21 protein-coding genes and 2 pseudogenes are annotated in these 24,910 nt (G+C 43.8%); 9 read left to right on the forward strand and 14 right to left on the reverse strand.

Annotated features, from left to right (window positions below; translation table 11 throughout):
• Nucleotides 1-798, reverse strand: a complete 798-nt coding sequence (locus FAI40_04070; protein QCE34585.1) for a hypothetical protein — start codon at nt 796-798, stop codon at nt 1-3.
• Between the two features lie 337 nt (nt 799-1,135).
• On the opposite strand from FAI40_04070, the gene FAI40_04075 reads away from it, so the two are divergent.
• Together FAI40_04075 and FAI40_04080 are read left to right on the forward strand one after the other, a co-directional pair.
• A complete protein-coding gene (locus FAI40_04075; protein ID QCE34586.1) occupies nt 1,136-2,191 on the forward strand; it encodes a hypothetical protein in 1,056 nt (351 codons plus the stop codon).
• Complete coding sequence (locus FAI40_04080; protein QCE34587.1) at nt 2,192-3,043, forward strand: nucleotidyl transferase AbiEii/AbiGii toxin family protein; 852 nt, start codon at nt 2,192-2,194, stop codon at nt 3,041-3,043.
• 3 nt (nt 3,044-3,046) lie between these two features.
• Here FAI40_04080 and FAI40_04085 read toward each other — a convergent pair whose 3' ends face one another.
• A complete protein-coding gene (locus FAI40_04085; GenBank protein ID QCE34588.1) occupies nt 3,047-3,799 on the reverse strand; it encodes a DUF421 domain-containing protein in 753 nt (250 codons plus the stop codon).
• Between the two features lie 238 nt (nt 3,800-4,037).
• On the opposite strand from FAI40_04085, the gene FAI40_04090 reads away from it, so the two are divergent.
• Complete coding sequence (locus tag FAI40_04090; GenBank protein ID QCE34589.1) at nt 4,038-4,730, forward strand: hypothetical protein; 693 nt, start codon at nt 4,038-4,040, stop codon at nt 4,728-4,730.
• Between the two features lie 82 nt (nt 4,731-4,812).
• Here FAI40_04090 and FAI40_04095 read toward each other — a convergent pair whose 3' ends face one another.
• From FAI40_04095 to FAI40_04130, 8 genes are all read right to left on the reverse strand, one after another.
• Nucleotides 4,813-8,022, reverse strand: a complete 3,210-nt coding sequence (locus FAI40_04095) for a type I restriction endonuclease subunit R (protein QCE34590.1) — start codon at nt 8,020-8,022, stop codon at nt 4,813-4,815.
• Nucleotides 8,023-8,025: 3 nt separating this feature from the next.
• Nucleotides 8,026-8,205, reverse strand: coding sequence for a restriction endonuclease subunit S (locus FAI40_04100; protein QCE34591.1), 180 nt, complete (start codon nt 8,203-8,205; stop codon nt 8,026-8,028).
• Nucleotides 8,205-9,239 (reverse strand): hypothetical protein, encoded by a 1,035-nt coding sequence (locus FAI40_04105; GenBank protein ID QCE34592.1) that lies wholly within the window; start codon nt 9,237-9,239, stop codon nt 8,205-8,207. Before FAI40_04105 ends, FAI40_04100 begins: the two co-directional genes overlap by 1 nt.
• Nucleotides 9,240-9,295: 56 nt before the next feature.
• Nucleotides 9,296-9,586 (reverse strand): hypothetical protein, encoded by a 291-nt coding sequence (locus tag FAI40_04110; protein ID QCE34593.1) that lies wholly within the window; start codon nt 9,584-9,586, stop codon nt 9,296-9,298.
• 5 nt (nt 9,587-9,591) lie between these two features.
• The gene (locus FAI40_04115) at nt 9,592-10,647 is read right to left on the reverse strand and encodes a hydroxyacid dehydrogenase (protein QCE34594.1); all 1,056 of its coding nucleotides are present in this window, start codon (nt 10,645-10,647) and stop codon (nt 9,592-9,594) included.
• Entirely contained in the window at nt 10,640-12,163 is a 1,524-nt protein-coding gene (locus tag FAI40_04120; protein QCE34595.1) for a type I restriction-modification system subunit M, read from the reverse strand. Before FAI40_04120 ends, FAI40_04115 begins: the two co-directional genes overlap by 8 nt.
• Entirely contained in the window at nt 12,147-12,779 is a 633-nt protein-coding gene (locus tag FAI40_04125; protein ID QCE34596.1) for a hypothetical protein, read from the reverse strand. The genes FAI40_04120 and FAI40_04125 overlap by 17 nt, the downstream gene beginning before the upstream one ends.
• 192 nt (nt 12,780-12,971) lie before the next feature.
• Nucleotides 12,972-13,769 (reverse strand): hypothetical protein, encoded by a 798-nt coding sequence (locus FAI40_04130; protein QCE34597.1) that lies wholly within the window; start codon nt 13,767-13,769, stop codon nt 12,972-12,974.
• Nucleotides 13,770-13,950: 181 nt separating this feature from the next.
• On the opposite strand from FAI40_04130, the gene FAI40_04135 reads away from it, so the two are divergent.
• Both FAI40_04135 and FAI40_04140 read left to right on the forward strand, forming a co-directional pair.
• Complete coding sequence (locus tag FAI40_04135; GenBank protein ID QCE34598.1) at nt 13,951-14,994, forward strand: hypothetical protein; 1,044 nt, start codon at nt 13,951-13,953, stop codon at nt 14,992-14,994.
• Between the two features lie 90 nt (nt 14,995-15,084).
• Nucleotides 15,085-15,756, forward strand: a complete 672-nt coding sequence (locus FAI40_04140; protein QCE34599.1) for a hypothetical protein — start codon at nt 15,085-15,087, stop codon at nt 15,754-15,756.
• Nucleotides 15,757-15,854: 98 nt separating this feature from the next.
• On the opposite strand, the gene FAI40_04145 is transcribed toward FAI40_04140, so the two are convergent.
• From FAI40_04145 to FAI40_04160, 4 genes and pseudogenes are all read right to left on the reverse strand, one after another.
• Nucleotides 15,855-16,049 carry a hypothetical protein gene (locus FAI40_04145; protein QCE34600.1) on the reverse strand — a complete coding sequence of 65 codons (195 nt, stop codon included), beginning with the start codon at nt 16,047-16,049 and terminating at the stop codon, nt 15,855-15,857.
• A gap of 100 nt (nt 16,050-16,149) precedes the next feature.
• Nucleotides 16,150-17,268, reverse strand: a pseudogene (locus FAI40_04150) (Fic family protein).
• Nucleotides 17,269-17,469: 201 nt separating this feature from the next.
• Nucleotides 17,470-19,542 (reverse strand): SEL1-like repeat protein, encoded by a 2,073-nt coding sequence (locus FAI40_04155; protein QCE34601.1) that lies wholly within the window; start codon nt 19,540-19,542, stop codon nt 17,470-17,472.
• A 123-nt stretch (nt 19,543-19,665) separates the two neighbouring features.
• A complete protein-coding gene (locus tag FAI40_04160; GenBank protein ID QCE34602.1) occupies nt 19,666-19,914 on the reverse strand; it encodes a hypothetical protein in 249 nt (82 codons plus the stop codon).
• Nucleotides 19,915-20,250: 336 nt separating this feature from the next.
• Here FAI40_04160 and FAI40_04165 point away from each other — a divergent pair, with 336 nt between their 5' ends.
• The 4 genes and pseudogenes from FAI40_04165 to cas2 all read left to right on the forward strand — a co-directional run bounded on the left by FAI40_04165 (nt 20,251) and on the right by cas2 (nt 24,837).
• Nucleotides 20,251-20,574 (forward strand): crossover junction endodeoxyribonuclease RuvC, encoded by a 324-nt coding sequence (locus FAI40_04165; GenBank protein QCE34603.1) that lies wholly within the window; start codon nt 20,251-20,253, stop codon nt 20,572-20,574.
• Complete coding sequence (gene cas9 / locus FAI40_04170) at nt 20,517-23,573, forward strand: type II CRISPR RNA-guided endonuclease Cas9 (protein QCE34604.1); 3,057 nt, start codon at nt 20,517-20,519, stop codon at nt 23,571-23,573. Before FAI40_04165 ends, cas9 begins: the two co-directional genes overlap by 58 nt.
• A pseudogene (gene cas1 / locus FAI40_04175) lies at nt 23,549-24,514 on the forward strand (type II CRISPR-associated endonuclease Cas1). Before cas9 ends, cas1 begins: the two are co-directional and overlap by 25 nt.
• Entirely contained in the window at nt 24,511-24,837 is a 327-nt protein-coding gene (gene cas2, locus FAI40_04180; protein ID QCE34605.1) for a CRISPR-associated endonuclease Cas2, read from the forward strand. The pseudogene cas1 and the gene cas2 overlap by 4 nt, the downstream one beginning before the upstream one ends.
• Nucleotides 24,838-24,910: the final 73 nt, after the last annotated feature.

Consider the following 24,910-nt stretch of genomic DNA (forward strand, 5'->3'; position numbering starts at 1 on the left):
TTATTTTCCCTGCTTTTGCGGTAAGGCTGTTGCCGTTTGAGAGGTATGCTGCAACGCATTCTGATCATTTGCATCTGTGCCTCTTTGCGGGCCATGCTGTTGGCTGAGACTGTCGCTGTCATTTGGCGCATCTGCGGAAGCATCTGGCGTTTGCGTATTGCGTTTAAGCGCATCTGGGAAAGCATTGCCCCAGCTTTCCCCAGCTTCCTGATGTTTGGCGGCTTTGGCCTGAAGGCGTGCCTGCGTGCCGACCCCTTCGTCCCATGGCCGTGGGGGCAGATTTTGCATAGAGGGGCTGTCCTGCAACAAGACCCGCCCCCAGCCTTCCTGAACGGCTTTATGCTTCACAGGGCCGTTATCTTCCCCCCAGACGCCACCAAAATCTATAGGAAGACCTGTTGCCCCTGCATTGCCAAATTCTTTGAGCGTGCGGGTAACCTCAATCCGATAATCCTCCAAAAGCCTTTTGACCGCTTTACTTTCCCGATCGGCGTCTTTGGGCACATATTTCATTGAAAAGTCATCGTCATTGATGCCCGTTGCGTTATATTTCAGAACGACTTTATCAAGGGCTTTTAAACGGTCTTCAATCTCGCCCTCTTTTTTAACCACATCCTCTGCAAGATCGAGGGGAAGCCAAGGGTTTTTAAGCGAAAAACGCACGGTTTCATTGAGCTGTTCAAAGACAAAGCGCTCATCCTGAACCCTATTGATAAAAGGCTGGTTATAAAAGTCTCCGCAGGCGCTCATAGCCAAAAGCAGTGGCGAAAAAAGAAGAATTTTCTGGAAAAAGCGCATTCAGGCACGGCCCTAAGGTCAAGTCAAAAAGAAAATAATGGCCTTCTCCTTATCGCCCGTCCCCTTTTATCGGTCAAGCTCCCTCTGCCTCCCCTAACGCATTTTCTCCCTTAAAAACTTAGATGGAGAAGATCGGAAGATTTGTTTTGATTGTGAAAATGTTAACTGTAATTTTTTCAAAAAAACCATAAAGAAGGCATACTGTATGTCCTTAAGGACATACAGTATGCCTTCTTTATCGTCAAATGTTAAAAATTAAGCCTTAAGAGCATTGACATTATCAAAAGTAATAAATAATGTCCTTAGGACATTATTTATTACTTTTGATAGAAAAGACATGCTTTACTCATCAAACGAAATTCAAAACGAAAAAGAATTTCACAGAGCAGAAATTATTAGGCTTTCTGAAATTGAAAAAATTGCCGAAAATTTCGGACTATGGCTTTATAAAAGCCATAAAAAACCAGGCATTTCGCAACAAAAAATTGCTTTAGAAATCCTAAAAAAGTGGTTTCAAAAATCTTCTAAAAAACGCCCCTCTTTAGACGATTTTAAATCTCTGTCTGAAACCATTATTTTCACGCTACAATTTCTAAAAGACAATAAAACGATACAGTCACTTTTCAAAGAAAATCATTCTTTTTTCCAAATTACAGACGTCACAACAGATTATCCTTTAGAATCTCTCCTTTGCAGCGCCCTGCCTTATGGTTACCTCTCCCATTTGACTGCAATGGTGTATTACAACCTCACAAATCGCATTCCGAAACACGTTTATTATACCCTTCCTTCCCCAGCGAAATGGAGGAAAAAAGCACAAGAAGATTTGCGCCTCTCCCTTGAAGATCTCTACCAAAGAGACCTCAAAGAGATTGATAAACTCCCCCGTGTTTTCAAAGAAAATTTAAAAAATTCCCTTTTTCAAAATCCATTTCCTGCCAAAAGAGAAAATCCTAACTTTATTTTTACCCTTCAAAAAGAACCCCTCCCTTACGGCACAACGCCGGAAGGGCTACGCATCTTGCCCATTGGAGAGCTTTTTTTAACAATGCTTAAGACCCCCGAAAAATGCGGTGGAAAAGATCACGTTCTTGCAACATGGGCTGAACATGGCTCAACATATGCCAAACAAATTCTCAAAACCTCCCAAAAGCGCTCCTCACAAATTGAACAGGCCAGAATAGGCTTTTTCTTGGATGAAATCCTGCATATTTCCAATCCCGTCATTGAAAACTTGCGCCAAAAACAAGAAGGAAAACGGGGGGGCTCTCGAAAATTTTGGCCAGACAAAGACTACTCCCCCGCAGAAAAAACTCTTTATAGCGAAAACTGGAATCTTGCTTTAAATGACCCTTTCTTTCAAGACTACTTCACCTCTAAAGTCGCCTCTTAAATGATCAAAACGCCTCAAGAACGCGCCGTAGAGATGATTTTAACGGCCATTGCCGAGCATCCACATCTTTCAGGAGATTTTCTTCTCAAAGGCGGTCGGCTCATGCATCAAAAATACAAAAGCCCTCGCACAACAACCGATATTGACTTCTCAAGCTCACGGAAAAGCCTCAATAAAGCTGTTGAAAACGAGATCAAAGCAGATCTGAACGAAGCACTGCAAGATGAAACCATCAAACCAGAATCTTTCTTTTCCAAAGCTGAAGTCTCTTCTATCAAAATAAAGCCATCAAAGAAATTTCACGCAGATGGCACGCCTAAGAAACGCACTTTTCCAGCTCTGTACATCAAAATAAAATCCATTCCAAAAGGGAAACGAACAGAAATCATCACCGATTTAGATTGTTCTTTTAATGAATTTACTGGAGAAAGGGATAAAATCCTCCTAAATCAGCAAACGGGTTGTGAAATTGCCTGTTATTCGCTTGAAATGCTTGTTGCTGAAAAATTCCGTGCGCTTTTACAACAAGAAAAACGCAATCTGGCACGCTACCAAGACATTTTTGATCTGCATTTCTTGATTTCAAACTATAGAGAATCTCTCGCTAAACAACGGGCTCTTATCCTTGATTACTTACAGCATTCTCTGCGCAACAAGGAGATTGATGCTTTATTTTGCGCAACGGCTTTGGACTCCAAAGCCCTTAAAAGCCGAGCAAAAACGGGATATGAAACACTCAAAACCGATCTTTCAGAAGAAGAGTTACCCGATTTCGAGCTGGCTTATGAGGCTGTAAACCGCTACTTCAAAAGCCTTCCTTGGCTTGAAGAAAATTGGAGCAATCCTCTCTAAATCTCAAATAGAGAAAGAATTTGGGAGCTGTGTTGCAGGGTCGTGGGTGGGATATGATCGGCCATTACGGCAGATATAGCGGAAGGTGCCTTTGGAATATTCGCCCAAGAAAACATCATTAAGATTTTCAATGTTGTTTTTACGCATATCTTCCAGCAAATCCTGTTCGGTCTTATTGATATGCTCTAGCACTTCTAGGCGGACACCGCCTGCGTAAATAACGACAATGGCGGGCACTCTCGACTTATCCAAGGTCGCTGTAATCGAGCCATCTGGCTCCATTTGCGCATAGGCGACATCGCTAAAGGAGAAAATCCCCTGTAAATTCAGCTGGGAAATCACATTTAAAATATCGACCTTGCTGTTATTGGCGAGAAAAGACCGCATGATAAATCTGCCATCTTTAATAACGGGGATTGGATCGCCAATCGTGGCCTTATGAAAAAAGTCCGAATGCAAATAAAGGTAATTCAAGACGCATAAAATCCCGACAGAGAGAATGAGCGACATCAAATAATCAATAAAACCAACGGAATCACTAAAAATCCCTCCCAGCAAACCGCCAAGAATAAAATTTCCAATCGCATCAATCGCATTCATCTGAGAAAACTGCGTCCGTCCTGTATAGCGCAAATAGGACATCACAATAGCAAACCCTGTTGTCAGCTCTAGAAAAAGGAGCAAATAGCGCTCAGATTCCCGCACCACAACATGAAGAATGGCATGAAGCTCCGCAGGGTTTAGCAAGTGAAACATTTTTTCGATCCCGAAACTCTTTTTTACACCTGCAAGGGGCAAATATCTCACAGGTTTTTATCGATAGGCGTCAGAGAAATCTGTCAAAGGGCGCACCAACCCTCTTCGCCGTTCTTTCTCTTTTCTGTACGCCATTTCCCAAAAAAAAGCGCTAAAAAAGCCACAGATTTTCTAAAAAACAGACACAAAGAAACTTTGGGACTTGGAAAAGCACGTTTCTCCGCATAAGAAACAACGCATGATAACGAAATTTCTTCCTTCTTTTCGCTTCGCTATCCTTGCTTTTGCTGGGGTGTGCTTCTCCCTCTCTGTTGCGGGCCATGCCTCGGCGAATAATACGCCTGCGACTGGCACAACCGTGACCGATCTCAAGCAGAAAATGGGAAAGAATCGTTTCTGGATGACCATGCGTGTTCTTCCGCCAGAAACAAGTATCGCAGATGCCAGAGCCAACGGCGTAGATGGCCCAAACAGAACAGCGAAACGCTGTCTGCTGGCCTATATTGAAAAACCCCGCTTCCGTAAGAAAATTAAGCTGGCTTTCATCTTATCTGCGGAAAAAGATAAATTTCTGGTTCAGAGTGGCAGCGCTGAATGGAATCTGCCTGCGGATGCTAAAGGGTCTTTGGACCTCCATGCCGGCCACTGGACGCATCATTTTAACATGAAGCAGAGCAAATTTGACGAAATCACCGCCACAATGCCCGAGGAAGAGATGGGGTCGCTATTAAATACGCTTTCCCGTAATAATGAGGGAACGCTGGACTATTCTTCTGGCAAATTCGTGACTATTCCGCTCAAAGACATTGCGCCAGAACTCGATGATTTTAAAAGCTGTGTCCAAGCCAATCATTTCGGCAATGTCGGTGAGCCAACCTCTGCCCCTGCCAAGGGCAAACGACACCTTATCCGTATGGACGCCCCGTTTTAAAAGAGTTTAGAAAGAACGCATAAAGAAAAACCCCAAACGGGCTGGTTACCGAGTGGGGTGTTTCTATGTTTCCTCTTTTTCCTCAGGCTGGCAGGTCGCTCATTTTTGTAATGATCTCCTGAATCTCTGAAAATTCCACGCCTAACGGTTGGAGTTTTGCAACAAACATAGGCAAAAGCTGTCTATGAATCTCTTTTTTTCGATTTTCAGGATTAAGGGAATGTTCAGCATTGGCTTTTTCAATGACTTTCTCTACCTGATCGGTCAAACCAATCCAGAAACCAGTCTCTTTCTCTTTTATTTTATCGCCCAAGGCCTGAAGGAAAATGCCGTAATAAGCCCTTGGCTTGGGTTTTTCTTTCAAAGGCGCAGGAATGGTCTCCATTTCCCTCTTCTCAAATTTTTCCTGAAAACTTTTAAATTTAAGAAATTTCTTTAAAGGGTCCTCAAATCGGGATTTTGACTCTTCTATGGCCGCTTTCAAAAGATCGCTGAAATAAGCCTTTGCATACGGGTCATCCGCCAATTCCTCAATTTTCTTTGTTAATTGGGTGCGCATCGCACGCGCCTCATTTTCCAATCCTTCTGGCGTCATTTTTGACGGGTCTCGTGTGACCTCATAAAACCCTTCGGCCTCTTCGATTTCAACGCCTGACACATTTTGATGAATCAGACGGCGCATCTCCTTCTCAAATCGGGTAAAATCAATCGTTAAACCGCAATCTTGACGGACAATCTTGCGTAACGCATCCATCTGTTTGAGCGTTTTATTATATTCTGTCCGCTCTTCTAAGGGCGTATTGAAATATTCAGTCGATTGGTTGGCAAGGGTTAAACAAGTGGCAAAATCGCTCAAGGCCTTAAAAAAAGCTTCCCTTTTTGCTTCATTTAAGTCCTCTCCCGCCACCAGATTTGGACTAAGAACCGCACGAAGCTGTTCCATTTGGCTCTTATTTTCAACGCCCTCGAAAACTGCCCATAAAGCCGCATGAAAATCAGGCAATTTCTTATATTCATCGGCGAGTTTCTGATAAATTCCCTCTAAATCCTTGGCATCAAAGCCGTGAAGCCCGTCTTGATTTCTCGCATGTTCATCATAATTTTTCAGCGCCTTATCCAGCTCACTCAAAATGCCACGATAATCAATGAGCAGCCCATTCAGCTTGCTTTCATGGAGGCGGTTTGTACGGGCAATGGCTTGCAGTAAATTATGGTCTGTTAATTGCTTATCAATATAGAGAACGCCAATTTTAGGCTCGTCAAACCCTGTTAAGAGCTTATCCACCACAATCAGCAAACGAACCTCTGGATCCTCTGCAATTTGCGCCTTGGCCTCATTCGTGTATTTTGTTTCTTCTTTGCTTCCAACAGTCTCCTGCCACCATTTTTGAAGATCGGGCGAATCATCCTCATCGATATCCCCATGCCCCTCCCGTGTATCTGGCGGACTCATCACGACCACCGTTTTAAATTGATCCAGCCTCTGAAATTCTTTTTGATATAAAATTGCCGAGAGCTTGCTGTCACAGCACAGCATTCCCTTTAAATCGCTTGGGATTTTTGTCTCTAAATGCTCGGCAATATCCTCCGCCACCAAACGGATACGGTCTTTGGCACGAAAAATTTCTGAAGGTTTTGAAAAATTCTTTTTCACTTTGGCCGTAAAGGCTTCACTTTCCGAAGCGGTGAGCTTCTCCACCCCCCTATCTATTGGACGGGCATTGATTTCTAAATCTGGCTTACGCTCTTCATAAAGCAGCGGCGTAACGATCTTATCCTCAACGGCCTGTTTCATCGTATAGGCATGAATAATCTTCCCAAAGAGACGGGCCGTTTTCTGCTTTTTCAAAAGGGGCGTGCCCGTAAAGGCAATCAGAGCAGCATTTGGCAATGCTTTACGCATTTTTTGATGGGCTGCGCCGCCTTGGGTGCGGCGCGCCTCATCTACCAGTACAATCAAATTGGGATCGGGATTATAACAAGTTTCAAGCTCCACGGCGCTGTTAAATTTCTGAATAAGGGAAAAGATAATCCGATCTTGCCCTTTCGAGATTTTCCTTGCTAAATCCCGACCTGTTTTCGCCTTAGCCTGCCCACGGTTATGCTTCCCAACAGCATCCCCTGCAAAAAACACATCGCTCAGCTGTTTTTCCAAATCGGTTCGGTCGGTAATGATAATCAAACGGCTTTGTTTCAACGCCGGATCGAGCTTAAGCGCATGAGCAAATAAAACCATCGTCAGCGACTTGCCCGAGCCTGTTGTCTGCCAAACAACGCCTGAACGGTCTTGGGGATTTTCGCTTTTTGTTTTGAGGCGTTCTAAAATCCCCTCAATCCCAAAAATCTGATGCGGACGGGCAATGATTTTACCTTTAAACTGATCAAAAAGCGTATAAAAACGGATCAATTTTAAAAAACGGTCTGGCGATAACAGTCCCACAAGGGCCTCATCCTGCCCATCTGGAATCAAAGAGCGGGAAATATAATTTTCAAACCATTTTTTTGCGGGCTGGCGTTCGGATAAAATCGCCTCTTTTTGATCGGATGAAAGCGATTTGTTTTTCAGCGCTGTCAGCTCTTCTCTTGAAATTTTCTCTTCACGCCAAGAAGACCAGAATTTTTCTTTACTCCCGACCGTGCCATAAGCAGCCTCTGTGCCCGAAATGGACATGAGAAGCTGTAAATAAGCGAAAAACTTGGGAATATAGGTTGCTTTTTGGTTACGGAGATTTTGAGAAATCCCCTCTTTCACCGTTGGTTTGCCTGTTTTGCTATCCGGGCGTTTGGCCTCAATCACCGCCAGCGGAATCCCATTCACAAAACACACAATATCTGGCCGGCAAGTGCTATTCCCCTGCGTCCGCGCAACAGGGAATTCCTCGGTAAAGGCAAAATCATTGTTTTCCGGCTGTTCCCAGTCGATTAAAGGGACAGTGAGAGCTGCCTTCCCCGTCCCCTCCACAAATTGCGAAATCCCAATCCCATAAAGTAGATGATGCGTGATGTTTTCATTGGCTTTCAGAAGGCCTGAAGTGAAATCCGGCCTTTCTAAAATGCCGATTAAACGCTCAATCGTGTCCGGATCAAGGGCGTGAGATTTTTCCTGAAAGGTGAAACGGTATTTTTGCAAATGCGCTATCAAAAGCGGTTTAAGCAAGAGATTATCGTTTTTATTCTCCCGCATAGTAAAAACCTTATGAGGCGCAATATAGCGCCAGCCCATAGCAGACAGTAAGGTCAGAGCAGGAATTTTAGCGCTATACTCCTCTTGTAACCGTAGATTATGCGACATTTTTTAACCTTTCGCTGCACCCTCTGGCACAAGACGGCGTTTCCCTGTCAAAAGCTGCTGCATCAGCGCTTTCTTTTCCACTCTAAGCTGAGCAATTTTTGCCTTAATAGTCTCCACCTCATTCTGGGCAGAACTTAGCACAGATGCAATCGCTTTCTGCTCTGGGAGGGGAGGGAGTGAAATTATAAATGACCTGCATTTAAATTCGATTGACTTCCTTTTTGCCCCATGCCTTTGAATTTATTTTTACCAGATAAAAACCAATAATATAAGAACTCAAAATAAAGACTTTTCTGACAAGAAATACCTAAAATTGCCTGAGAGGAACTTACGCTCTTTTCTGCAATGCAACATTCTCCAATAGATGCGTACATCGCAAAAAGAATTGTGTTTTCAAGATATAAAAAGGCGCTTGAATTTTCGATACCTTTTTCGGTTAATGTTCTTTCAGTTTCTAAAATATACTTTCCCGTTGATGTTATGTCCTTAATAGAAACCCAAGGAATTTCACCTCCATAGCATTCACTCTTAGATGATAGCGGTGTGCCGCCTGATTTCATCTGTGCAATATCTCCAAGCTCTTTTTTAACCCACTTCCCCCTAAAATTGGGGAGGCGTTTTTTGCCTGTGAGAAGCTGTTGCATCAGGGCTTTAAAGCGTTTTTCGCTATTTTCCAAAAGCCTTTCCGCCGTCTCAATCGCCCGATCCCATGTCGATAAGACTTCCGCAATCCGCCTTTGTTCTGGAAGAGGTGGGAGTAAAATCGTCACTTTATTTAACGATTCTTGTCCAATATTTGAACGCACAGCTCCCTGCGCCAACTTAAAAACCTGCTTCCGAAATTTATTTACTTCAAAAACAAAAGGTAAAAAAGAAACCGCTAAACTAGCTGTTTTTTGCCTTCCTCGAATAACAAATCCCCCAAACATGGCAGGTTTATCATCCATATAAACAGCAGATAATGCTATTTCTTCTGGTATTTCTGAATAAACAGCAGATAATGCTATTTCTTCTGGTATTTCTGAAGTACGATTAAATAAAACATCACCAAAAGAAAGACTAAATAAATCAAAACTTTTTATATCAGCAGTAACTGACCCAATAATTATATTTTCAGTAATAATAGAATTATTAAGGACATCCATTACATTAGCAAATTTATAGCCTTTCCCATAAGAAGACTTATCCGTATTAAAACCATTTTTAAAATCAAACAAATGGCCTAAACTCTCTTCCTTCCATCAACTCTCTTCCTTCCATCCTTCTGGCTTTTTCATTTTGAATTCTTCCGCTCTTTATCAGGTGAAGACTTATTCTGAAGATGACGAGTACGTTGTACCAAAACGGTTGCGTCAGGATGCATTCTTTTCATCTCTTCTATGGCTTCTTTCTGCGTAGGCTGTTGCGTACTTTCTCTTTTAGAATTTACCACTTTTCCATTATAATCTTCGCCGTCTTTATTTTTCTGTACATACACATTTACCGTTACATTTTGCGTGATGGCTGTGGCATAAACACACCCCGTCAATAAAAAAAGAAGCGGAAGACACTTAAATTTTAACATAAGGTTTACTTCCTTTTAGCCTTCTGTTCGGCTTTTTTCAGTTCTTGCTGTAACTCTTCGAGATGGGCTTTTTCCGCCTCTTCTTTTTCGATTGCTTTGCGTCTCGCATCAAAGGTTGCATAGCGTTCTGAGGAGACTGTTTTTGCTTGCGCTGCACTTCTTGTGCCTGCGCCCTGTAAAACAGGCCGTTCATTAAAAGCCAGAAACTTATCCAGCTTGTCCGCAAACTCGGCCATGCTTGTGCTTTTACGCCGTCTTGCCTGATCCTCTGCATAGTCCAGATACATCGTGACAATCTGGTTCAACTCGGAAATCTCTTGTTCCTGAAGGTAATTTTTGGCCGTATCCACGTCGCCTTTGCGTACAATCGAACCTTTCCAGCTTGTCAGTCCCATATTGGGTTTTTGGGCATCGGCACGCTCCAAAATCAATTCGGAGGCGGTTTTTCCGGTCACGGCATACAGCATTTTATTCTGAACCGTCTTAAAAAACAGGCGTGCGGATTCTAAATCCTTGTCATAATCGCTGGCGGTTGCGTAAATATCGCGTATTTTTTGATAAAAGCGCTTTTCTGAGGCCCGAATATCTCTCAGCCGTTCGAGCAATTCATCAAAATAATCGGGCATTTTTTCTTGTTTTAAACGGACATCATCTAAGGCAAAGCCCTTTATCAGATATTCCTTTAAAACCGTTGTCGCCCAGCGTCTGAACTGTGTTCCCCGTGGCGAGCGCACCCGATAGCCAACGGCTAAAATCATTTCAAGCGCATAAAAGGCAATTTCTCTTTCAACCGCTCTGCCCCCTTCATTTTGAACTATTCGGAAATTCCGAAGAGTTGCCTCTTCCAAACATTCACCCTCTGCATAAATTGCTTTTATATGCTCGTTAATTGTTGGCAGGCCTCTCTCAAAAAGCGTTGCCATTTCCGACTGCGAAAGCCACACAGTACCTTTATGCGCATGAAGTTCAATCGCTGCTTTCCCATCCTCTGTGGTGTAGAGGATGAGTTCGCCCTTTTCTTCTGTCGTCCACCTTGTTGGATCGCTCTGAGTGTTACGCATGATAGCCCAGCTCCTTGAGATATTTCTCCATCTCGCTTTCAATCGCTGCCAATGATTTCGTCAGGGCTTTGCGCTCTTTCAACACTTCTTGAAGGTCAATTTCAGCCTCTTCCTCAAACATATCGACATATCTTGGAATGTTTAAGTTAAACGCATTCTCTTGAATTTCTTCAAGGCTGGCGAGATGGGCATATTTTTCTACCTCTTGCCGATTGCGGTAGGTTTGAACAATTTTCTCTAAATTCTCTTTCCCGAGTTTGTTTTGATTTTTACCATCCTCAAATTCCTTGCTTGCATCGATAAAGAGGACTTTCTCATCCTTTTTTTCTTTATTGAAAATCAGAATAGCCGCTGGAATCCCTGTTCCAAAAAAGAGTTTTTCGGGCAGGCCAATCACGGCCTCTAACAGATTTTCCTCAACTAATTTTTTTCTAATTTTCCCTTCGGCGGCGCCTCTAAAAAGCACACCATGCGGCACGACAACGCCCATTCTGCCCCGATCGTTCAAACTCTCCACCATATGGAGCAAAAAGGCATAATCCCCTTTGGTCTTTGGGGGAATCCCACGGGAAAAACGGCTATGCGGATCGTTTTCTGCGATGTTCGCCCCCCATTCTTTCAAAGAGAAAGGCGGATTTGCTGTAACAATATCAAATTTTTTCAACCTGCCTGAGCTGTCCAGCAATTTGGGCGATCTAATCGTATCCCCCCACTCAATTTGGTGATTGTTTTCACCGTGCAAAAACATATTCATAATCGCTAAGGAACAGGTGGAGAGAATAGCCTCCTGTCCAAAAAGCGCATAATCTTTGCTCTTGTTATGATTTTTAGAAACTTCCCGTCCGCATTTGAGTAAAAGCGAGCCTGAACCGCAAGTCGGATCACAAATTTTATCCCCAACTTGTGGCGCTAGCAGTTGAGCTAAGAGATCACTCACCTCTGCAGGGGTATAATATTCTCCTGCTTTTTGCCCACTTCCTGCCGCAAATTTCCCGATCAGAAACTCATAGGCATTCCCAATAATATCCAAATTCCCGACACGGGAAGGTCTTAAATCCAATTCTTTGTCGTGAAATTTACCTAATAAATCAGAAAGGAGTTCATTTTTAAGCTTTTCTTCCCCTAATTTCTCGGAATTGAAACGAATATCGTTAAAAATACTGATAGTATTCAGTTTCAACTTTTGTCCATTAGCACTTTCAATCGCTGCAAGGGCCTTATCAATGCGTTCACCATTTCCCGGCAGATCACGCTGTTGAAACAGGCTTTCAAAATCAGAGCCTTCGGGCAAGACAAAATTTTCTTGCTCCATCATGGCCTTCACCAATTCTGGATTGTTAGAATATTCTTTTTGATAGTTTGCAAGATGGTCCTGCCAAACATCTGAAAGATATTTCAGAAAAAGCAGCGTTAAAATATAGTCTTTATACGTATCAGCGCTCACTGTTCCCCGAAAAATATCGCAGGCATCCCATAATTTGCTGTTAATGGTATCTTGGTTAATTTGCATTTTTATTCATCCCTTTTCCTGAAGCCAAAAGCTGTTCTGCCAAACCCTGCATAAAAGCAACCGTATTTTCCCGTTGTTGTTCTAAAAGCTGCGCCTCTTCTTTTTGCAACTTTAGAGCATGCATAATTTTTTTCTGTTTTTCTAAGCTCGGTAGATAAATGTCTAAGTTTTCTAAGCCAGCCTTGTTAATCGCACGGAGTAACGTTGTCCCTTGTGACAAGCTCCCCAACATTTTTTGCGCCACACTTTGATTCATCCACCATGCCACAAAAGCCGGCAGGAAGGGCGTACGCTTTTTTTCAAGAGGACGCATAACAATAAAATTAGGACTTGCAACCACTTTTTTTGTCCCAATTCCCCCATCCACATAAAGTGAATAAGTCGAACTGCCACGGGTTGGAAATAAAAAATCCCCTTCTCTCAGCCAATAAGGCTCACCTCTTCCTTCGAGCTTAACCTCTGAAAGCGAAGACCAATTAATTTCAGCAAAAGGCAAAGCATTTTTTAACGAGACAACAAATGTTCCTGCCCCTTTGGTCTCCTCAATCCTTCCCCTAATAGGATGCCCCGCACGCATCTCTACCAGCTTGGACAGTTTTGTTTTTTTTACATTAGCGTCCATACTGCAAAATTCCTCCTGTTAAAAAAGGATTAGCAGGCTTTACTTTTTGAAAGCAAGGATTTTTTTGCATTATTTTATATAATGCACTTTTTGTAAAATTTTTCTGAAAACTGTTTGAAAAGAGCATTTCAATCCAAGAAAAAGAAAAACCCCAAACGGGCTGGTTACTGCGTGGGGTGTTTTCACGAATCATCATGCGGAAGGATTGCCACTATCAACCTTTTCCACTTCACTCTCTTCGAAATTTTTGGCCGTTTCGTCTAAATATTTTTCTTTGAGTTCGGCGCTGCAATCGTCAAAGGCGGCAATGGGTTTTTCAATACCCACCACAGGCACGGAAAAATGCCGATTGATGGTTTTGGCAGCGACCCGTTTTTTACGCCGATCCCGAACGAGTTTAGCTTTACGCTCTGGCGCAACATTCACATTGCTCAAAACGCCGTTTCGATTGCCGTCATATCGGCTATCATGGGCGCTTTTATTTTCAGAATAGCTCATGCGAAATTCACTGGAGGGGTCTTCACCCATTTCGCTTAGCCCATCTAAAATCTGGCGCATTTCAAGGCTCGCCAAAGGCCCTGAGATCACACCGCCCTCATCGGACTGCATCTCAAACGTATAAAGATGCCCTTTCACCCGCATTGAAAGCTGTCCTGTATTATTAGGCAAAATCGGCCATTGGCTGTTTAACGCCCGCACTTGATAGCCCTGCTTGTCCCGCACAAAGGAAATCGGCGCGCCCATACTGATGGCATCTCTGGGGAGCGCATAATAGATTAAAGCGCATCTGTCGGAGGAAGCCCCGTCCTCGATACGGGTTCGGGTGCTGACCCATGCCTGCACATGGCTGACATAATCGACTTCCTGCACCCCCCTGAGGTGGCTAATCACGCCGACCATCTGGGCACTGGCCTCCAAAGGCAGCATCACTGCCATACCCGCCAATAAAGCGACTGTGCCTAAAAAAGATTTTAAAACAGAAAGGCGCATCTTTCTTCCTATGCCGTCATCCATGCTTGAAGCGCTTCAAGCTGTTGTTTCACCTCTGGCCAATTTGGCGCAAAAGCGTCCGCAAGCCAAGCACTAGATTTCTTTCGTAGAAAAGCATGCTTGCCCCTTTTAAAATCCCTATGATAAATCTGGTGAAAACGCAGAGGGAAGAGACTCACGCATGACTCAGAAAAAAATCGAATATCCTGCCCCACGCACCCGTTTATTTCTTTCTGCCGATCTGGTCGGCTCAACCTCCTTTAAATCAGGGGAAGGCGGATATGCGACCCATTTTTCCAAGGCTTACCCGAACTGGGTGATGATTCAGCGCCGTTTTTACAAATGTTTTCCTGAAAATTTTCTTAAAAATTATGAATTAGAGTGCAGTCACTCCAAACTGACTGCAAAATATAGCGAATTTCCGCCCCGTTTTTGGAAATATCTCGGCGATGAGGTGCTGTTCTGCACGACACTCAAAGATATTGTCCATCTTTCCCTCGTGATTAAAGCCTTCTGTGCCACAATCCAAGCCTATGGCAATAAGCTCGAAAAAGATGGTCTGCCGTTAGACATTAAAGGCACAGGCTGGGTGGGACTGTTTCCGCTTCCCAATATCACGATTTCCCTGCCGTCTTCCCTCCGCTGTCCCCAAGATAAAAAAGACGATGAAGAAGAGGCGCAATCCAACCTTTCTTATGAATCTTGGATCTACCGTGAAAGCATGGAGCAAGATGCCGATCTTCACCCTGATCAATATGATTTCCTCGGCCGGGATATTGATACAGGCTTTCGGGTGGCAAAATTTGCCTCCCCGAACAAGCTGGCGCTTACGGTGGAGCTGGCTTGGTTATTGGCGATTGCACGGCAGCTGCGCCTGTTGGATGTGTCCTTCTCCCATAGTGGCGCAGAAGTGTTAAAAGGGGTTTTGAAAGGCGTTCCCTATCCCCAGCTTTCGCTGGATATGGAGCGGAGCTTTATCAAGCAAAAGCTTCGGAAAATTGAAAATGCGCTTCATGGCAGAAAGCCGATGCTGCCCTTTATTTTAGGGGATTATCTCACGACCTTTATGATGGCGGAAAAAATGAAATCGCCTCTGATGGATCCTGAGACGTTTTTTGCCTCTTTTGACTGTGGGGATATTCTCGCCTGGGAAAAAATTTCAACCTGGACTGAAGAATATGAGGATATGAAGCAAAACTGGCATTCAGACCATTCTATCCAATAAAGAAGGAATAGGCTATAAATTAGAAGAGAGTTTATACACCCTAGACTGATACGGCTTAAACATTTTACGAAGATTTTAAGGCTATTTCCGATGAAAAAACAGATGACTTCCTTTCCTGCTCTTTTGAAATACAGCCTGCTGCTCCCGATGCTTTCTGTTTTTGCTGTCGGCGTTCCGCAGGCTTTTGCCGATGTCGGGGATAATTTACAGGCTGCCATTCAAGCCAATCTGCCCGAGGGCGAAGACATTCATCAATTTCTGCAAATTTCACAAACACAAGCATGGATTTCAACCACCTATCACACGCCCGATGCGCTTCAAATTGGCACTTGCTCTTTATCCTATGTCAAAATTGATGCGTCAAAAGGCTCACCCAGACTCTCAAATTCTTTGAGCTTCCTTGCCAATGGCGAGGCCAATAAATTGCAGGCCTTTAACCAAACTTGGAGCTTACCTGTGGAGTCCGAGGGACAAATGACGCTCCGCAATACGAAATATAAGCAGACTTTTGGTATGATGGCGCTCTCGCCTTACACGATTGAAGGCACAGTTGAGACGCAAGGCATGGAAAATCTCCTCAATGCGCTCGGCAAAAGGCCCGAAGTTTGGTTAAGCTTCTCTTCTGGCGAAACGCAGAGCCTCCCAACCATTCGCCTCGTTCCTCTCATCAATGATTTTAAGAAATGCGCCTCCAGCAATCATTTTGGAGATTTCGGCGGCCCTCTTGATCCCCGAGCCAACCTCGGCGACAATCCTTTTTAAGAGGCGCTCTTCGCACCATAAAACCCTATTAAAAAACGCCCTGCTTTTTACAAACAGGGCGTTTTCTTTCACTTCATTTCTAAGAAAATCTTAGGAAATCAGTTGGCACGGTAATCTGTCTCATTGAGGCGGGTGACTTTACCTTCACGCTCTAGCATGCGCAGGGCTTCAATGGTTTCACCACCGCCACACGCTTGAAAAATCTCATTGGCTGTGCGGGTTTTGTCAATCGGCGTATTATTCAAATAATCAAGAATGTTCTGTGCAATTTCTGTATCACGCTGTTCCATCATCTCACCTCTAAACCTAAAAAGAGACCCCTGCCACAACAGGCGGTAAATAAGATGATGCTAGGAAATCATAGAATAAAAGTCTAGTTAAATTAGCGTGAAGCTATGCTGAAAGGCTTAAAAAGAGACGATAAAGCTTATGATTGATAAAGTAATTTTCACGCCCGAATTTTACTTTTTGCAAAAAACCATGCTCCGACAAAAGCTTTAAACGTTTGGTTGCGGTTTGTCTGCTCACACCAAGCCGTTCCTCGAGGATTTTTGATTTCGTATAAGGATGTCTAAAAAGCGTATTTAAGAGATCTTGGCTATATAAGCTAGGCAATTTTTCCCTCAACGCTTTTTTCATTTCTGCCATTTGCGCTTTAAGCGCTTCAATGATTTCAAAGGTCTTTTGCGCTGTTTCTTCAATCATCTCAAGAAGATAAAGAATCCACGCCTCCCACTCTCCAAAATCACGTACCCTTTGAAGCAAACGGTAATAACGGTCTTTGCTGCGGTTAATCCCTCTGGAAAGATAGAGAATAGGACTATCGAGCAACCCTTCTTTCGTTAAATAAAGAATATTCAAAATTCGCCCTGTTCGGCCATTGCCATCTGCAAAAGGGTGAATACTCTCAAACTGGTGATGAATAATAGCCATTTTAATCAAAGGGTCTAAATCATAATCCCCTTCCTGTGGCACATTAATAAATCGCTCTAAATCCGCCATGTATTGCTGAATCTGGGTGGTCTCTTCTGGCGGAACGTGAACATCTTCCCCTGTACGTTCATTCCGCAAAACAACGGGATGATTTTCTCTAAATCCTCCTGTACGCTGCTCCAGCCTTCGGAAAATTTCAATTAAAATATTATTAGTCAAAAGCCCCTGCTTCGCTTTCATTTGTATAAAGCCTGCATGAAGCGCCTCATTATAATGTTCAACTTCCTTATCTTCAGGCGACACCATATTTTCAGGATTTAACTGCGCTTTAAAAAGGGAATCTTGGGTTGTGAAAATATTCTCAACTTCAGACGAGGCCTTCGCCTCCTGAAGAATAAGCGTATTGAGAAGAATGTCTTGGTTGGGAACGCTTCGTGCCAAGCCTTGTAAATGGGCAAGAGCCGCCTTAGCTTTCACAAGTTTTTTTTAAACAGCCTTAGTATCTGCCTGCTGAAAGATAGAAGGGTCAAGGGGATTCAGTGTTGGTATCTTGTAAAATGCAGTTTGCGCTTTAAGCATTTCTTGTGAAGCGGCTGCTGTATAAACCATTAAACAACTCCCATAAAGCCACAAATTTAGAATTATGTGTTAAAATTTTTCATATTTTTTAACAAATAAAGCCTGACATGTTAAAAATTTCGCATTTTTTTAACAGATACCAAGCGGCCTGTTAAAAATTTTGCGTTTTCTTAACAGATCGCTTGGTGCTTTTTCTTCATCTTATCTGAAAGAATCATCATTAATTTTGGCGATGGCACGTTTTTGGTCAATGACTGCTCTTTTCAAATCGCTCTTGCGGTTACGCATAACCGTATCGGCGAGCCTTTCAGGGACTTCCTCCATCGAGACAATGCCCTGCGCTGCCGCAAGGCAGAAATATTTCTGCGCTTTTTTCTCATCATAATAAAGATGGTTTTCTTTATTGCTATGAATGAGACCGAGAGCGAATTGTGCGCTGGCATGGCCTTGATCAGCCGCTTTTTCAAAATAGGTCACCGATTTCGCACGGTTAAAAAATGGCAGGCGCTTATCAATATAGGCTTTTCCAAGCGTAAATTGCGCCTGTGCATCGCCCTGATCGGCCGCTTTCTCAATCCAGAACAATCCCCGTGCTGGAATAAGCGCTGTACCCTTGCCAAAAAGCTGTGCCATGCCAAAAGCAAACTGCCCTTTCGCATAGCCCTCATGGGCGGAACGGCGATACCAAGAGGCTGCCGCATGCTGATCCACAGGCAAGCCAATCCCCTCAATCGCATCTTTGCTGGCGGTGCCTGTTTCGTAAAACTCACCGATTTTATATTGCGCCTCTGGAATATTCTTATCTGCAAGCCCCTGATAAATCTGTGCCGCCAGCGCTGGGTTAAACGCAACGCCTAAACCTTCCTCATAGGCACGGGCAAGCGCAAAACTCCCCTGAACATAATTCTTGTCATGGGCAAGACGGTAATATTCCACCGCTTTAGCATGATCTTGAGGCCACTCGCCCTGCCCGTTGTCATAAAGCTGGCCAAGCTTGAATTGCGCCTCTGGCAACCCCTGATCGGCTGCTTTTTTCAGCCATTTTCCTGCCAGCTGCCCCCCATGGAGGACATGCTCGCCCATATAGGCTTTTCCAAGCGCAAGCTGGGCACGAGGCTCGCCTTTTTCTGCCGCTTTTTGATAATAACTGATCGCTGTGCGCCCATCTTCGGAAACACCAATTCCATATTCATACGCCACACCGAGCGCAAATTCAGATCGGGCATCTCCCTGCGCTGCGGCTCTGGTAAAGAGTTGAATGGCTTTGGCCTGATCTTCCTTACTTACTTTGTTCTGCGGGAAAAATTCCTCCATCGTGGACTTGCTCGCCCAAGCCCGATCTTCCCGAGCGCCCTGCCCCTGCGCATAAAGCCGTGCAATCGCATATTGTGCTGGCGCATAATTCTGCCAAGCAGATTTCTGATAGGACTGAAGCGCTAATCCTAAATCCGCATGGGTGCCCTTGCCTTGGCGGTACATTTCCCCTAGCTCAAACTGCGCTTTCGCATCACCTTCCTCGGCTTTAAAATGGGTTAAGGCAAATTCAGCCTGCGGATCGCCATGCTCTCTAGCTTTGCTCAGCCAATAAAAGGCCTCGGTTTTATCCTGCTTTACCCCTGTGCCATCGGCATAAAATTCACCAAGCTTTAATTGCCCTCTGGCAAAGCCATGGTCTGCTGCCTTTTTATACCAAGCAAAGGCTTCTTTGCGGGCTTCTTCAGGCGTCAATGTCAATGGATTAACAGGCAGGGTTTCATAAATATAGCCAAGGCAAAGCTCTGCCTCGTGGAAGCCATGCTCTGACGCCTTTGTCAGCCAGTAAATCGCCTTTGCAAAATTCTGATGCTTGCCGACATCGGTCGCATAAATCAGACCGAGCGCATATTCCGCCTTCACATTGCCATTGCGGGCTGCCCGCTGATACCATTTTCTTGCGCTGGAGAAATTCTGACGCACGCCCTGCCCGTTCATATACATCCAAGCCAGATTATCCTGCGCCAGCACATTATGACGTGTTGCGGCCTTGCGATACCATTTAACGGATTCAGATAAATTCTGGCGAAGCATCAAATTGGTTTTTGTATCGTTAATCCCGTGCTGATACATCCAGCCGAGGCGGAATTGTGCCTCTGTATCGCCTTTTTCTGCCCTTAGCGCCTCGTCCTGCAAGGTGGGAGAGAGCATCGCATAATCTGTATTTGGCACACAGCCCGTGAGAAAAGCAGAGGTTGGCAAGGCCACGCACGCAAGGCGCAAAAGGGAGAAACGTTTCATAAAATCCGTTCGCTTCGTCTATATCAAATCTATTGCAAAGCCCGAGTAAGGCCAGCGCCCATCATAAATAGGTTTGCCAGACAAGAAAAGAGACGAAGCACCCTAGAATAAAAGCAAGTGGAGCTATTCTTGCCTGAACTTTTCGATATTCTCTTTAGCCTTATCTATCACTTCCTGCTTTTTTGCATCTTGCTGTTTTTGAAGATCTTCTTTACGGGAATCTCCGTCCTCTAACTGGCGTTTACGGCGGAGGATCATAAGCCAGCTAAAGGCTTTTTTTAAAACTTCCCGTACCATTTTTTTATGTTTTTGATTCAAACAAAGATAAATAATGACCAAAATAGGCAAAGAAAGGAGAACAAGAAGCGTCACGATACAAATCCTCTCAAGGATAAAACAAACTCTTTCCCTGCTATAAAATCCCTCTTTCCCCAAACTGGCAAGAGAGAAAAAGAACGCCCAAAATAAAAAAAGGCGTGCCCTGATACCAAAGACACGCCCTCAATAAAAAGGAATTTCCTAGCACTATAAAAGGACTGCCCAACCCGAAGGCTGTTAGGATTATCCTGCATTACATCACAAAAATAAATCTTTGTGTATTATTTACCGTGGTTTCCCAACTGATTTCCACCTTTACTTTTACGCAAGAAGCTCCAACACTGCAAGAATGAAAAATCAAAAATTCTAAAAATAAATCAAAGGTGTTTTATGTCCAAAGTTCCACCGCCACCTATTAACGAAAATCTTACTTTTGGTATTGATTTAGGGATCGCCTCCTGTGGCTGGGCGGTGATTGAGCGAAAGGGACGTGAAACACCCAAAATTCTCGGCAGTGGAAGCTGGTGCTTTAACACGCCAGAAGAAGACAAAACCCGCACACCTCTGAACCAAAACCGCAGAGAAAAACGCCTTTTACGCCGTGTGATTCGCAGACGCCGCCAAAGAATGCAAAAGATCCGTTCTTTATTTGATGAATCTGGGCTTTTGCAATTTCTAAACGGAAAAAAGAACCTCTCAATCGAGATATTTTAGGAAAAATTGGCGCTGATTTACGCGAAAAAAGCCAAGATGAGCTTTCCCCTTGGGCCTTGCGAGTCAGAGGACTGGACAATATTCTTTCTGGCCCTGAATTAGCCGTGGCTTTGGGCCATATTGCAAAACATCGTGGTTTTAAATCCAATGCAAAAAATGGTGGAAAAGAAGACAGCGCAATCAAAAAAGCCTATGGTAAAGTTGCGGACCTTATCAAAGAAAATCCAGAAAAATACCGCACTTTTGCAGAAGTTCTCATCGACCATCCAAAGGCACAAGGACGACTCAGAAACCGAAATGGGATTTATGATTGTACGCCGTCCCGTGAGCTCTTATACGATGAAGTCAAACTTATTTTTGAACGCCAAAGAGCATTAGGTTCTAAAATCGCAACGAAAGAGCTGGAAGAAAAATTTTGTGGCTTTGCTTTTCACCAGCGCCCCTTGCAAGATAGCCACGAACTAGTCGGATATTGCGGTTTAGATAGGCAAAAAAATCCTCAAAACACGGAAAAAAGAGCCTCGATGAAAGCGCCCTCTTTTGAACAATTCCGAATGCTTACGAAACTCACCCATCTCGAGATCCAATCTGTTGACAAAGATGGCGTTATCACCTCGAGACACCTTACGCCCAAAGAATTAAAAGAAATTTCGCAGGAAGCTGGGCAAAAAAACGCAAAAATGAGTTTTAAAGAATTGAGAAAAATCATTGGGTTAGAGCCTGAATTGAGCTTTATAGGTGTTCCACCCGCAGAAGAGGGCAAAAAAGATCCACTCCTAAGCTCTAACAGCACAAAGGGCGCTTTTTCTGGCACACATGCCTTTTATAAAGTTCTCGGAGAGGAAGAAATGGAAAAACTTCTTCAGATAGAAAGAGGCCTAAAAATTTTAGATGACTGCGCCTTTATCCTCTCTTTTTACGAGACAGAAAAAAGCATGGAGAAAGCTTTTGAAGAAAAGAAAATTCCAGAAAGTATTTCGCAAAAACTCCTAGAGGAAGTTGCTCAGGGCGGTTTTAGCGATTTTACAAAATCTGCCAATCTTTCCGCCAGAGCTTGCCGAAATCTTCTCCCCCATCTCAAACAAGGCCTAAATTATGCCGAAGCGTGTGCTCAAGTAGGCTACGACCATGCCGAAGCCTCCCGTGATTCATGGGATCAAATTCTCACCCATAAAGATTTTGTCCATCTTATTAAAGATTTCGTGGAAAGCGATGATAAAATCGCCAATCCAACAGCCAGAAAAGCCCTTACGAAGAGCTTAAAACAACTTTGGGCATTGCGGAATAAATTTGGACTTCCCGGGAAAATTGCTGTGGAACTTGCCAGAGACGTTGGAAAATCTGGAGAAGAACGTGGAAAAATCAAAAAGAATCTTGATGACACCACATCACAGCGCAAACGGGAACGTGAAGAGGCTGCTAATTTATTAGGGCGCAGCCCCGAACAGATTAGCGGAGAGACCTTATTGCGCTATCGTCTTTGGAAAGAACAAGACGGAGAGTGCCTCTATTCAGGAAGAAAAATTAACCCGGGAGAATTTAATGACCCTAAATTTGAAGTCGATCATATTCTTCCTTGGAGCCGTTTTGGAGATGACAGCTACCGCAATAAAACACTTGCTTTGGCTTTTGAAAACCAGAGAAAAGGCAATCGTACACCAAAAGAATATTTTGAGCGTTACAAGTCACCTGAAGATTGGGATCACTTTCACATTGCTGTTGAAAAATCACGTTGCCAAGGGATAAAAAAACGCAATTATCTTTTAATCAATACAAAAGAAAAGGAAGGCACTTTTAGAAGCCGCAATCTTAATGATACGAGATATGCCTCCCGTGTTTTTGCAGATTGTGCCGAACTGCTCTATCCCAAAGAAAAACGTGCCAAGCAAAAAGGCGGAAACGTACGGATTTTTACCCGTCCCGGGTCTTTAACCGCCGCCCTGCGTCAAGGCTGGGGTGTTGAGCACCTCAAAAAAGAGAAAAATCCAGAAACAGGGAAAAAAGAGCGTCTTAACGATGACCGCCACCATGCGCTAGATGCGATTTGCGTTGCCTGCGTAACCCATGACGAAATTAACCATCTCACAAAAGAATTCCAACAAAATGAAGGCAAAAGGGGCGACGAGCGTACCCTCAGAACGCTTTCGCATCACCCACTCGGTTGGGAGAGTTTTGCGCAAGATGTCAAAGATTCTTTGGAAAAAATCACTGTTGCCCGTCCTGAGAATAGAAGGGCACGGGGACAAGGGCATGAAGAAACTATTCGCAGTTTTAAAAGAGATGAAGAAACGCAAAAATTGCTCACCGTTTCTGCGAGAAAATCTCTTGTTGGACTAAAAAAAGCAGAAGTTGCAAAGCTTCTGCCCCGCTTAAAAGACCCAGAACGTAATCCACATATTATAGCGGCGCTGGAGAAATGGATGGCAGAGGGCTGCCCCGCCAACACGTTGCCCATTGCGCCCAGCGGTGCTGAAATTCGACGTATTGTTGTCGAAGAAAATATAAAATCCGGCATTGAAATTAAAACAGAGAGTGGCAAAGGGCTTGTTTCTGCCTCTTCCATCACTCGGGTAGATGTTTTCAGCCATAAAAAAACAAGCGGCAAAAATAAAGGACAAAAGGAATTTTTCCTCGTCCCCGTCTATTCATGGCAAATTAACCGCAACATTTTACCTATGAAAGCCTGTGTTCAAGGAAAAGACGAAAAAGACTGGATTTTAATGGATACTGAAAAAGGATTTTCTTTTGAATTCTCCCTTTATTCTGGAAGTTACATAAAACTCATCCGAAAAGGTCAGCTTATTGGAGGCTATTATGCTAGCTTTGGAAGAGCTACGGCTCAAATTGTTTTGAAAAATCCAAACAATCCACAAGAAACCTATGATAGCATTGGCGTTAAAAATCTTCCTCTCTTTGAAAAATACACAATCGACCGTTTTGGCACTTTATCTCCCATTAAAAAAGAGGTGCGGCAATGGCATGGCAAAGCCTGCACATAAGTCAGGCAGGACATCTTAGTCTCAAACAAAAAAACCTCCTCTTTAAAACAGAAGAGGACGAGCATCGCTTTGCCCTCGAAGACATTGCCTGCCTCATTATTGACACGCCCCAGCTTAATCTAAGCGCTACCTTCCTCTCACGCTGTGCGGAGGAAGGAATAGCGGTTATCCTCCCCGATAAACGGCATCATCCTGCGGGCGTATTGCTTTCCTTTCACCAGCATCATGCGCAATCTGAAATTGCGCATTTACAAATCGGCCTCAGCACCCCGTTTAAAAAACGGCTTTGACAAAAAATCGTTATTAAAAAAATCCGTAATCAGGCACAGCACCTCGCCAATCAGAACCGAACAGGCTCTAAAAAACTTTTCGGCTATGCCACGCTTGTCAAATCAGGCGACAGCGAAAATATGGAGGCCACCTCTGCCCGTTTTTACTGGCAACATCTTTTTGATGATTTCACACGGGCAGATACCACCGATTTACGCAATTCTCTTTTAAACTACGGCTATGCGATTATTCGAGCAATGATTGCACGCTCTTTAGTCGGGAGTGGCCTCCCCCCCGCTTTTGGCCTCAATCATTGTTCTAAACTTAATCCGTTTAATTTAGCCGATGATCTGATTGAACCCTTCCGCCCCTTTGTTGATGGGCTGGTCATGAAACGCTTTGCCAGCTACGCCCCAGACGATTTAGAAGAGAGTATGGGGCAATTAGACCTCGAAGATCGGCGTTTTATGGCTAATATTCTTCATTTTTCTGTTTTGATGAAGGGCGAGATGGTTACCCTTCTCAATGCAACAGAAATCATGTCGAGCAGTCTTGTCAATGCCATGCGTGAAAATGCGATTGATGCGCTTAGACTGCCAGAATGGGGAGAATTTCTACCTCTTATGCAGGAGGCTGATTATCTCTCAGAAGAGGAGGTATCGTCAAAATGAAAGAGGAAATAAGATTTATGTGGCTTATGATCTTTTTTGATTTGCCTGTAAAAAGCAAACCTCAGCGCTCACGGGCAACAAGATTTAGAAATAGTCTTCTCAATGATGGATTCATGATGGTACAATTTTCCGTCTATGCCAGGGCTTGCCGAGGGCAGGATGCCGTAGATAAACATTTAATGCGGGCACGACTCGCCCTCCCCAAAGAAGGGTCAGTAAGAGCGCTCCAAGTGACCGATAAGCAATATGGACGGATGGAATTGATGCTGGGTTTAGCGAAAAAAACGGAGTCAAAAGCCACAAAACAAATGGTTTTACTGTGATTTTCGGCCGACAAAATCAGCGGAAAAACGTAGAAAACCAGTTGTTCCAGAGGTTTCTAGCTTAGCAGATGGA

The organism is Acetobacteraceae bacterium (assembly GCA_004843345.1).
Classification (GTDB): Bacteria; Pseudomonadota; Alphaproteobacteria; order Acetobacterales; family Acetobacteraceae.

Excerpts from the sequence above, each read along its gene's own strand:
- FAI40_04155 (QCE34601.1), bottom strand. The coding sequence starts at position 19,542 with ATGAAACGTTTCTCCCTTTTGCGCCTTGCGTGCGTGGCCTTGCCAACC.
- FAI40_04140 (QCE34599.1), top strand. The coding sequence starts at position 15,085 with ATGAAAAAACAGATGACTTCCTTTCCTGCTCTTTTGAAATACAGCCTG.
- FAI40_04135 (QCE34598.1), top strand. The coding sequence starts at position 13,951 with ATGACTCAGAAAAAAATCGAATATCCTGCCCCACGCACCCGTTTATTT.
- FAI40_04070 (QCE34585.1), bottom strand. The coding sequence starts at position 798 with ATGCGCTTTTTCCAGAAAATTCTTCTTTTTTCGCCACTGCTTTTGGCT.
- FAI40_04080 (QCE34587.1), top strand. The coding sequence starts at position 2,192 with ATGATCAAAACGCCTCAAGAACGCGCCGTAGAGATGATTTTAACGGCC.
- FAI40_04125 (QCE34596.1), bottom strand. The coding sequence starts at position 12,779 with ATGGACGCTAATGTAAAAAAAACAAAACTGTCCAAGCTGGTAGAGATG.
- cas2 (QCE34605.1), top strand. The coding sequence starts at position 24,511 with ATGAAAGAGGAAATAAGATTTATGTGGCTTATGATCTTTTTTGATTTG.
- FAI40_04130 (QCE34597.1), bottom strand. The coding sequence starts at position 13,769 with ATGCGCCTTTCTGTTTTAAAATCTTTTTTAGGCACAGTCGCTTTATTG.
- FAI40_04115 (QCE34594.1), bottom strand. The coding sequence starts at position 10,647 with ATGCGTAACACTCAGAGCGATCCAACAAGGTGGACGACAGAAGAAAAG.
- FAI40_04165 (QCE34603.1), top strand. The coding sequence starts at position 20,251 with ATGTCCAAAGTTCCACCGCCACCTATTAACGAAAATCTTACTTTTGGT.
- FAI40_04085 (QCE34588.1), bottom strand. The coding sequence starts at position 3,799 with ATGTTTCACTTGCTAAACCCTGCGGAGCTTCATGCCATTCTTCATGTT.
- FAI40_04075 (QCE34586.1), top strand. The coding sequence starts at position 1,136 with ATGCTTTACTCATCAAACGAAATTCAAAACGAAAAAGAATTTCACAGA.
- FAI40_04145 (QCE34600.1), bottom strand. The coding sequence starts at position 16,049 with ATGATGGAACAGCGTGATACAGAAATTGCACAGAACATTCTTGATTAT.
- FAI40_04110 (QCE34593.1), bottom strand. The coding sequence starts at position 9,586 with ATGTTAAAATTTAAGTGTCTTCCGCTTCTTTTTTTATTGACGGGGTGT.
- FAI40_04095 (QCE34590.1), bottom strand. The coding sequence starts at position 8,022 with ATGTCGCATAATCTACGGTTACAAGAGGAGTATAGCGCTAAAATTCCT.
- FAI40_04090 (QCE34589.1), top strand. The coding sequence starts at position 4,038 with ATGATAACGAAATTTCTTCCTTCTTTTCGCTTCGCTATCCTTGCTTTT.